We start from the raw sequence: 9,460 nt of genomic DNA on the forward strand, positions 1-9,460 counted from the left end.
AAAAAAATAAAAACCGCTACTCCTAAGAATAGCGGTTTAATCATGTTTTTAAGCTACTAATGTAGTTACTCTATTATTTAAGAGTAACTGAAGCTCCAGCTTCTTCCAATTTAGCTTTGATTTCTTCAGCTTCTGCAGTTGCAACGCCTTCTTTAACAAGTGCTGGTGCACCGTCAACAAGTTCTTTAGCTTCTTTAAGACCAAGACCTGTGATTTCACGTACAACTTTGATAACGCCAACTTTTTTGTCGCCTGCAGATGTCAATTCAACGTCGAATGAATCTTTAGCAGCACCAGCGTCAGCAGCACCAGCTGCAGCAACAGCTACAGGAGCAGCTGCAGTTACACCAAATTCTTCTTCGATAGCTTTTACAAGGTCGTTCAATTCAAGGATTGAAGCTTCTTTAATTTCAGCAATAATGTTTTCAATGTTCAATGCCATTGTTATTTCCTCCAAATAAGTTTTTAAATTTATAATATTTTTTTGTAGCTAGGCTACGCTGCGTAGCTTAAGATTAAGCTGCGTCTTCTTTGTTGTCTGCAACCGCTTTGACTGCAAGAGCAACGTTGCGCACTGGCGCTTGAAGTACAGAAAGGAGCATAGAAAGAAGTCCTTCGCGGTTTGGAAGAGTTGCAAGTGCAAGAATCTCTTCTTTAGATGCGACAGCGCCTTCGATTGCACCACCTTTGATTTCAAGTGCTTCAGCGTTTTTAGAAAAGTCGTTCAAGATTTTCGCTGGTGCGATAACATCTTCGTTAGAAAATGCTACTGCAGATGGTCCAACAAATACAGATGCAAGATCTTCAAGACCAGCTTTTTCAGCTGCACGACGCAAGATTGAGTTTTTAATAACTTTATACTCAACTTCGCTTCCACGAAGCTCACGACGAAGAACTGTATCTTGCTCAACTGTCAAACCACGAGCGTCTACAACGACGATAGATGCAGCAGCTTTCATTTTTTCAGCTACTACGTCAACTAGTTCCGCTTTTTTAGCAATAATTGCTTCACTCATTAGTGTGTTCACCTCCGTTATTATTTTGCTTGGGGAAATTTTTCAAAAGAAAAACGCGCCCAAACCTAGACACGAAAGTACAATACGCTTCTTTTTACATGATACGTTTTGTCCTCGGTAGGAAATTTATGAGTCGAGCTCCCCTACTGTCTTAGGCAGTTTTTTCAAACCGTATATAAGTATAGCATAGTCAAAAAAAGAATGCAAGATTTTTGCAAACTTTTTTTAAACTTTTTTCGTGATTTTTCTTTTAAAGTTCTACTGTTAGGACTTGGCCTTGCTTAACAACCTGTTCTCCAGCAATATAGACATCATCTACATCACTGGACTTGACAGCATAAATCAGGTGAGAAAGCATTTTTTCTTGGGGTTGGAGATGAATTTTCCCTTGTGGTTGAATAACGAGAAAATCTGCTTGCTTGCCGACTTCTAGACTTCCTATCTGATTTTCCATTCCTAGGACCTTAGCCCCTTCGATTGTCAGAGCCTTGAGGGCTGTTTCGATTGGGAATTGGCTGGCATCCCCACTTTTCATCTTCTGAAGAAGGGCTGCAGTCCGTCCTTCCTCAAACATATCTAGATTGTTATTGGAGGCAACCGAATCCGTCGCAATTCCGACTGCTACTCCTGCTTTTTGCAGTTGAATGATAGGAGCAATCCCTGATGCCAATTTGAGGTTACTAATAGGATTATGCGCAATAGCTACTTGAGAAGTTGCTAAGCGTTCAATTTCTCGCTCATTTAATTCGACTCCATGAGCAAAGACAGATGGATGATCTAAGTAACCCAGTTCTTCTAGAAAGGCTAGGGGACGTTTGCCGTATCGTTTCAGGATAATGCCTGATTCCTCCTTAGTCTCCGCTACATGGATATGGATTGGAATATTCAGTTCTTTCGCCATATCTAAGCTCGTTTCCAGCAAATCTCTACTACAGCTGTAAGGAGAGTGAGGAGCTACCATAACCTTGAAATTTGGATTTTCATATCCTAAGATTTCCTCGATGATGCCTCGTGTTCTAGTAATGGTCTCAGTAGTTGTTTCTATCTCTGAAGAAAAGAGGGTCGGTGAGAAATAACAACGCATCTTGGAAGCCTTAACTGCCTGATAAATCTGCTCAATCTCCACTCCATTGGGATTATACATATCATTGAAGGTTGTTGTTCCTGACTGGAGCATTTCTGTCAGAGCTTCTTTGACCGCCTTGGTAGTCATGTCTGGAGTAAACTCAGCTTCTGCAGGCCAGATATAGTCATTGAGCCATTCATGGAGATTGCTGTCGTCCCGAATTCCTCTCAATCCTGTCATAGCAGAATGGGTGTGGCAATTGACCAATCCAGGCATAATCCAGGCTCCCTGATAGTCTATAATCTGCTCAGCTTGCTCTAAAATCTCTGGCTTCTCTTGACCGACATAGACAATTTGAGAATCCTTAACTGCTAAGATTCCATCCAAATAAACATGGAAATCTTGGTCACAAGTCACGATATTTACATGCTGAAAGACTTTCATTCTAGGCTCCTTTTCTATAAGACAATTTACAGTGAATAATTTTTCTAGCTATTGTAACAAAAAAGTCACCCGAAGGCAACTTTTTTTGTCCATAAGATTTCAAAGTAGAAAGGATTATTCAGAGATAAAGGCCGCAGCTTGCTGCATTTGGTAATACTTGCCTTTTCTAGCCATGAGGTCATGATGGTTACCATATTCCACGATGTCGCCATCCACCAAGACAAGAATCAAATCCGCATCTTGAATGGTAGACAAACGATGGGCAATGATAAAGCTTGTGCGCCCCTTCATGAGTTTAGCAAAGGCATCCTGTACTAGCACTTCTGTCCGCGTATCGATGGAGGAGGTTGCCTCGTCTAAGATAAGAATCTTTGGTATAGCTAGAAAGACCCGGGCGATGGTCAAAAGCTGGGCTTGACCGACAGATAGAGACTCTCCTGCATTTTCCAACTTGGTATCGTATCCCTGTGGCAACTGTTGGATGAAAAAGTCTGCATTGGCTGCCTTTGCAGCAGCAATCACTTGCTCCCGACTGGCATCAGGATTTCCAAAGGCAATATTGTCATGAATAGTTCCTTGCTTGAGCCAGGTTTCTTGGAGAACCATCCCAAACTGCTGTCTCAATGATGCTCGGGTATAATCATAAATGGATCGCCCATCTAACAAGATAGCTCCAGAGTTAATGGGATAAAAACGCATGAGGAGATTGATAAGGGTTGATTTTCCAGCACCTGTCGGACCAACAATAGCTACCTTGCTACCGGCTGGGATATCGATAGATAAGTCCTTAATCAAAATCTTTTCAGGATGGTAGCCAAAAGAGACATGTTTAAAGGAAATAGCTCCCTTAACTTGGTCACTAGTCAACTCTTCCTTACCTGTTTCAGCCACCTCAGGACTTTCTAAGACAGAATAGACACGCTCTGCGCAAGCGAGAGCACTTTGCAATTCGGCTAGAACTGAAGAGATATCATTAAAGGGCTTAGTGTACTGTTGGACATAATTCAAAAAAGTCACTAAACGTCCGATAGTCAAGGTGGAACCCATCATGATACGATAAGCTCCTACTCCAGCTAGAAGGGCGTAAATGAGTGCATTGACAAAGCGAGTCGAAGGATTAACCGTTGATGAATAAAAGATGGCTGACTGAGAATAACCTGCGTAATTGGCATTAGCCTCACGCAGTCTTTGGATAAAATCTTCTTGAGCATTGAAGGACTGGATAATAGTCTGCTGGCTAAGCGATTCTTCAATCAACTGAGTCTGAATCCCCCTTGTCTCTGTTTGCTTTTGGAAGAGATGATAGGAGCGTTTGGCAATAAAGCGTGAAATCACCATAGATAGTGGCGTTAACAACAAAACCAAGAGGGTCATGAGGAGGTGAATTTGAAGCATGGCTAGAATACTAACCAAAATCATCAAAACGCCAATAAAAAATTGGTTAAAAATCATGGTCAAGCCAGCTGCCAACTGTTCTATGTCCGTGGTTACACGACTGACCATTTCCCCACTGCCTTGCCGATCCACAAAAGCAATCGGTAAACGATGGAGCTTATGGATGATTCGCTCTCGTAAGTCTCTGGTATAAGAAAAGATTAGGCGATTATAGAGGAGAGGATTGACCCACTGCACAAGGGTATTTCCTATGACCACCAAGATCATTTGGAGAAAAATCTGCCAAAAAACCGGTGAAGAACCAGCCACCAGGACTTGATCAATGACCTGCCCAATCAAGATAGGAAGATAAATTGATAAGCCAACCTGGGCAATAGTTCCCAGAAAGGCTAGGAAAAGGAGGAAGGGATGACTTGCAAGGTCTTTAGCCAAGCGTGTGAGCGTCTGGTTTGCAGTTTGTCGTCTCATGCTAGTCCTCCTTTCCATGTTGGGAAGCATTGATTTCGCGATAAACTTGACTGGATTTCATCAACTCCTCGTGCTTGCCGATAGCTAGAAGCTCTCCCTTTTCCAAGAGGAGAATCTGGTCAGCCATCTGAAGCGTCGAAGTTCGTTGAGAAATCAAGATTAAACTTGTATTTGGCATATTTTCTCGAATAGCCTTCAACAGCTTGGACTCGGTAATGGTGTCCAGTGCCGAGGTAGCATCATCTAGGATGAGAAACGGAGCCTGGCGCAAGACTGCTCGTGCGATAGACAGCCTTTGTTTTTGTCCACCTGAAAAATTTCGTCCTCCTGCTTCAACTAGGGCATCTAAGAGACCTTCCTTATCACTGACAAAATCCTTAGCTTGCGCAATTTCCAAGGCCTGCCATAGTTCTTGGTCAGTTACTTCTTGATCTAAACCTAGAGTCAAGTTGGAACGAATGGTTCCTTTAAAGAGTTCGACGTTTTGGGGCACATAGGCAATCCAAGACCGCCACTGCTCAAGATTACGAGGACTAGATCCATCTCGATAAAGGTCAATGCTCCCCTTGTCTGCTGGATAAAGTCCTAGAATGAGTTGCACCAAACTTGATTTACCAGAACCCGTTCCCCCAATAATACCAAGGATTTGTCCTTGAGTCATATCAAAAGAAATGTCTCTCAGAGAAGGCTGGGCCGCATCAGGATAGGTAAAGGTTAATTCTTGAACTTGTAAAATCTGCTCGCTGGTTGCTTTCTTTTGTTCTAATTTTGAATGAATATCTTCTGGAGCCTCAGCAAAAACTTCCTCGATTCGCTTGGCTGAGATATAGGACTGATTGAGAGAATTGATCAGCATGGCGAGCTTGACCAATTCCACCAAAATCTGCAAGAGGTAGTTGATAAGGGCAATCAGGGCACCTTGACTGAGTAAACCTCCTTGAATTGAAATATAACCCTGCCAGATAATAACGAGGAGAGTTCCATTGACAATCAGATAGGTCAGAGGTGTTAATAAACTAGACCAGAAACCTGTCTTTTCTTGTAATCTAGCATAGACTTGGTTAAGGGTTTGAAAAAATTGTAACTCTCGTTTTTCTTGACCAAAAGCACGAATAACCCGCATTCCTTGTAATTGATGACGTGTTTCCTGAACCAGTTGGTCCGTTTTCTTTCTAAGACTACTGTAGAGAGGATTAACCAGTCTAGAGAGCCCTACAATAACAATGGTCAAAATGACAACCATGACCAAGAACCAGAAAGTCAGCTCAGCTGAGATTCGATAGGCCATAAAGATAGCCCCAAAAACGATAATAGGCGCTCGCAAAAAGAGACGCAGGAATTGATTGATACCAGTCTGAATCTGGTAGGTGTCCGAAGTCAAGCGAGTCACCAAGCTCGAAGTTGTCAGACGATCCCTGCTGTCCTTGGGTAAAGATAGAATATGACGATAGAGATCATCTGTCAGTCCTTTGGCAAATCCAACCGCAGCCTTAGCTGAGTAGAACTGGGCTATCAAGGCCACTAAAACGCCAATCACTGCAAAGATAAGGAGCAAACCAATCTGCATCCAGAGATGACCTTGATTTTTCTGGGGCAATGATTGGTCAACAATCCCAGCAATCACCATAGGAACTAAGAGCTCAAACACAGCTTCAAGTAGCTTGAACAAGGGTGATAAAATTGATTCCTTGATGTAAGGTTTGAAGTAAGATAATAGGTGTTTCATAAATCCCTTCTATTCGTATTCTAGAAATGAAGAAAGTGGGAAGTACCCACCCTCTCTGTTTTATTTATTTAAGTATGGCAATAGAAAACCATATCCTGCCTCTTCCATATCATCCTTGGCTACAAAACGCAAGGAAGCAGAATTAATACAGTAACGAAGGCCACCTAACTCCCGAGGGCCATCTGTGAAAACATGACCCAAGTGAGCATTGCCCGACCGAGAACGAACCTCAATTCTCTCCATTCCATGGCTGAGATCCTTGTAATAATGAATCAATTCCTTGGAAATCGGACGGCTAAAACTTGGCCAACCACAACCTGAGGCAAACTTATCCTTGGCAAAAAAGAGTGGCTCACCTGTCGTGATGTCTACATAAATTCCCTCTTCAAAGGTTTGGTCATAGGCATTGGTAAATGGAGCCTCTGTAGCAGCTTCTTGGGTAACACGATAGGATTCTTCAGATAAACTGCCCTTTAACACCTCTTGACTAGGCTTTTCATAGTTAGAGGCATCAATCAATGGCTTATCAGCATCGGTCACATCGATATGACAGTAACCTGAAGGATTCTTCTTAAGATAGTCTTGGTGGTAATCTTCAGCCAGAATATAGTGGCGAAGTTTCTCCACTTCTACTGCAATCTTGCGACCTAGCATGCGTTCCTGCTCCTGCACCACAGTGTAGATAGCTGGTAAGTCTGCTTCATCTTGGTAATATATACCGGTTCGATACTGACGTCCACGGTCATTCCCTTGTTGATTGATGGATAAAGGGTCGATGACACGGAAATAATAAAGCAAAATTTCTCTAAGTGACACTGCCTTCTCATCGTAAATCACTTGAACCGTTTCTGCATGGTCTGTTTCCTTGAGCAACTGGTAATTGGTCGTTTCGACTTGACCATTAGCGTAGCCAACACTGGTTGCTAGCACTCCAGAAATGCGTGAAAAATATTCCTCTAGGCCCCAAAAACAACCACCTGCTAGATAAATTTCTGCCATCTTTATTTCTCCTTTATCAAGTTTTTAACTCGAATTCTTTTCAAAAAAAGGATAGGAAGCCCTCTGGTCGAAAGTTTCCCCATCCTATCTTCTATTCTTTATTTTGCTTCGACACGGACACCTTGGGTATCAACCTTCAAGTCATGCAGTTTACCTTTGAAGGGTTGCTTTTCCAATTCTGCCTTAATCGTTGGCATCTTGTCATGAGAAGCCAAGACCATAACTGTCGGCCCAGCACCAGAGAGGTAGGTTGCATAGGCACCATTTTCTTTGGCCACTTGCTTAATCGTCGCAAATTCTCTCACCAAGTCCTGACGATAGCGCTCGTGGAAGAGGTCTCCCTCGATTGCTTGCCCAGCGGTCACCATATCTCCTGCCAACAAGGCAGCAACAGCCACATTGGCGATAGAACTAGCTGCAACAGCTTCCTTGTATGACAATTTCTTAGGTAAGACACCACGGCTGTCTCGAGTACGCAATTCATAGTTTGGAATGTAGGCTAGGAAATCACACTCTGGGAAGTCTGCTACGATAGCAGAAACTTGTCCATCAACAGAGCTTGCAATAACGAGATTACCATAAATGGCTGGAGCCACATTGTCAGGATGTCCTTCAATCTTAGTCGCCAACTGCAATTTTTCATGATCAGACAAGTTGAGATTCCCCAGTTGGTTGGCTAGTTCAATCCCAGCAACGATAACCGAGCTAGAAGAACCCAAACCACGCGCCAAGGGAACATCACTGGTCATTTTCAAACGTCTTGGTTGCAAGTCTGGTACAATTTGCAAAGCGATTTTGAGCAAGAGATTGCGCTCGTCATGTGGAATCCATTTGCCAATCTGGTGTTCAATCAGCCACTCATCTCGTTCTTCACAGACCTCAATTTGAAGATACTTGGTTACAGCTACACCGACCGAGTCAAATCCTGGCCCGATATTGGCACTGGTTGCAGGTACAATAATCTTCATCTTATTCTCCTAGCACCTTGAAGGTATTCAAGAGGTCGAATTCTGAAACCTTCTTCAATTCAGCTGAGACATTTTCAAGCTGGGCTTTATTAATCTTGTGTGTAATGATCACAACACGCGCCTTGTCACCTTCTTTTCCATCTTGGAGGATTTGCTTGAAGGAAATATCTTGGGCATTAAAGATTTCAGCCAATTTTAAGACCTGACCTTTTGAATCTGGAGCCAAGATTGAGAAGTAGTAATTAGCTTTGACATCTTCAGCATTTGCCAAGACCAAGTCACGGCTGTATTCGTTGAAGTCTTTACCGATGGTACCGTCATTTAAGCGACGAACGATACGGACAATATCTGCTACAACACTTGTTGCAGTTGGTTTTTGACCAGCACCTGGTCCGTAGTACATAGACTCACCAATACCGATAGATTCTACAAAGACAGCGTTCATTACGCCATTCACACTGGCAAGTGGATGCGCTTTAGGAAGGAAGGTTGGAGTCACTTCTGCAGCGATTCCTGAAGGAGTTTCCTCGATAGAACCAACCAATTTCACTACATAGCCAAGGTCTTGAGCCACAGCTACATCTTCTGGTGTGATGTTGCGGATTCCCTTGTGGGCTACATCATCAAAGGCAACCTTCATGCCAAAGGCAAATTGGCTCAAAATCACCATCTTGTAGGCTGCATCAATCCCATCTACGTCATTTGTAGGGTCACTTTCTGCAAATCCTAGACATTGTGCTTCGGCAAGAGCATCATCGTAAGACCAGCCTTCTTCGACCATCTTGGTCATCATGAAGTTGGAAGTTCCGTTGACTACTCCAAGCACGCGCGTGATTTTATCAGAAGCCAAGGAATTTGCCAAAGTACGAAGAATTGGAATCCCACCAGCTACTGCTGCTTCATAGTAAAGTGCTACCTTGTTAGCTTTAGCGATTTCTAACAATTCTGCACCATGGACAGCCAAAAGGTCCTTGTTAGCAGTAACAACATGCTTTCCAGCTTCCAAGGCACGAGTGATAAAGGTCTTAGCGGGTTCGATACGCCCCATCAATTCCACTACGATCGTAATGTCTTGATCTGATAAAATATCATCCACATTGGTTACAAAGTTAAAGTCATTCCCTGCTGCAAGCAAGCGATTCTTTTCATCTTCATCCTTGACCAACACCTTAGCAACTTCAATCTCTGAATGTGCTGATTGATTGATTTTTTCTCCATTTTCCTTTAGGAGGAAAGGCACGCCACTTGCAACGGTACCAAATCCTAGTAAAGCAATTTTAACTGTCATGTTTGTCTCCTCGAAATTTTCTAATATAGCCATTATAACAGAATTTTGTGAAAATTCCTATTATAGTAAATCACTATTTCAGTATAAAAA

The 9,460-nt window shown here is 42.8% G+C and carries 8 protein-coding genes and 1 other annotated feature; all 8 genes read right to left on the reverse strand.

The genetic code is table 11. The annotated features are described in order from the left end of the window. Nucleotides 1–73: 73 nt before the first annotated feature. Nucleotides 74–442: a 50S ribosomal protein L7/L12 gene (rplL, locus tag O3664_RS08990; protein WP_001196965.1), complete on the reverse strand. Its 369-nt coding sequence runs from the start codon at nt 440–442 to the stop codon at nt 74–76. A 73-nt stretch (nt 443–515) separates the two neighbouring features. Next, nucleotides 516–1,016 (reverse strand): 50S ribosomal protein L10, encoded by a 501-nt coding sequence (rplJ, locus tag O3664_RS08995; protein ID WP_001287277.1) that lies wholly within the window; start codon nt 1,014–1,016, stop codon nt 516–518. A gap of 38 nt (nt 1,017–1,054) precedes the next feature. After that, nucleotides 1,055–1,190, reverse strand: a sequence feature (ribosomal protein L10 leader region). Nucleotides 1,191–1,266: 76 nt separating this feature from the next. Beyond that, nucleotides 1,267–2,526 carry a TRZ/ATZ family protein gene (locus O3664_RS09000; protein ID WP_371613927.1) on the reverse strand — a complete coding sequence of 420 codons (1,260 nt, stop codon included), beginning with the start codon at nt 2,524–2,526 and terminating at the stop codon, nt 1,267–1,269. Between the two features lie 114 nt (nt 2,527–2,640). Beyond that, nucleotides 2,641–4,389 (reverse strand): ABC transporter ATP-binding protein, encoded by a 1,749-nt coding sequence (locus tag O3664_RS09005; protein WP_371613928.1) that lies wholly within the window; start codon nt 4,387–4,389, stop codon nt 2,641–2,643. Nucleotide 4,390: 1 nt separating this feature from the next. Next, nucleotides 4,391–6,115 (reverse strand): ABC transporter ATP-binding protein, encoded by a 1,725-nt coding sequence (locus tag O3664_RS09010; protein WP_371613929.1) that lies wholly within the window; start codon nt 6,113–6,115, stop codon nt 4,391–4,393. A 60-nt stretch (nt 6,116–6,175) separates the two neighbouring features. Continuing rightward, on the reverse strand, nt 6,176–7,114 hold the full coding sequence (gene msrB, locus O3664_RS09015) for a peptide-methionine (R)-S-oxide reductase MsrB (protein WP_371613930.1): 939 nt from the start codon (nt 7,112–7,114) through the stop codon (nt 6,176–6,178). A gap of 98 nt (nt 7,115–7,212) precedes the next feature. Then, entirely contained in the window at nt 7,213–8,082 is an 870-nt protein-coding gene (gene thrB / locus O3664_RS09020; RefSeq protein WP_371613931.1) for a homoserine kinase, read from the reverse strand. 1 nt (nt 8,083) lies between these two features. After that, the gene (locus O3664_RS09025) at nt 8,084–9,370 is read right to left on the reverse strand and encodes a homoserine dehydrogenase (RefSeq protein ID WP_371613932.1); all 1,287 of its coding nucleotides are present in this window, start codon (nt 9,368–9,370) and stop codon (nt 8,084–8,086) included. Between the last annotated feature and the right edge of the window lie 90 nt (nt 9,371–9,460).

Source organism: Streptococcus sp. 27098_8_109 (assembly GCF_041432295.1).
Lineage (GTDB): Bacteria > Bacillota > Bacilli > Lactobacillales > Streptococcaceae > Streptococcus.

Excerpts from the sequence above, each read along its gene's own strand:
- rplJ (WP_001287277.1), bottom strand. The coding sequence starts at position 1,016 with ATGAGTGAAGCAATTATTGCTAAAAAAGCGGAACTAGTTGACGTAGTA.
- thrB (WP_371613931.1), bottom strand. The coding sequence starts at position 8,082 with ATGAAGATTATTGTACCTGCAACCAGTGCCAATATCGGGCCAGGATTT.
- O3664_RS09010 (WP_371613929.1), bottom strand. The coding sequence starts at position 6,115 with ATGAAACACCTATTATCTTACTTCAAACCTTACATCAAGGAATCAATT.
- msrB (WP_371613930.1), bottom strand. The coding sequence starts at position 7,114 with ATGGCAGAAATTTATCTAGCAGGTGGTTGTTTTTGGGGCCTAGAGGAA.
- O3664_RS09000 (WP_371613927.1), bottom strand. The coding sequence starts at position 2,526 with ATGAAAGTCTTTCAGCATGTAAATATCGTGACTTGTGACCAAGATTTC.
- rplL (WP_001196965.1), bottom strand. The coding sequence starts at position 442 with ATGGCATTGAACATTGAAAACATTATTGCTGAAATTAAAGAAGCTTCA.
- O3664_RS09025 (WP_371613932.1), bottom strand. The coding sequence starts at position 9,370 with ATGACAGTTAAAATTGCTTTACTAGGATTTGGTACCGTTGCAAGTGGC.
- O3664_RS09005 (WP_371613928.1), bottom strand. The coding sequence starts at position 4,389 with ATGAGACGACAAACTGCAAACCAGACGCTCACACGCTTGGCTAAAGAC.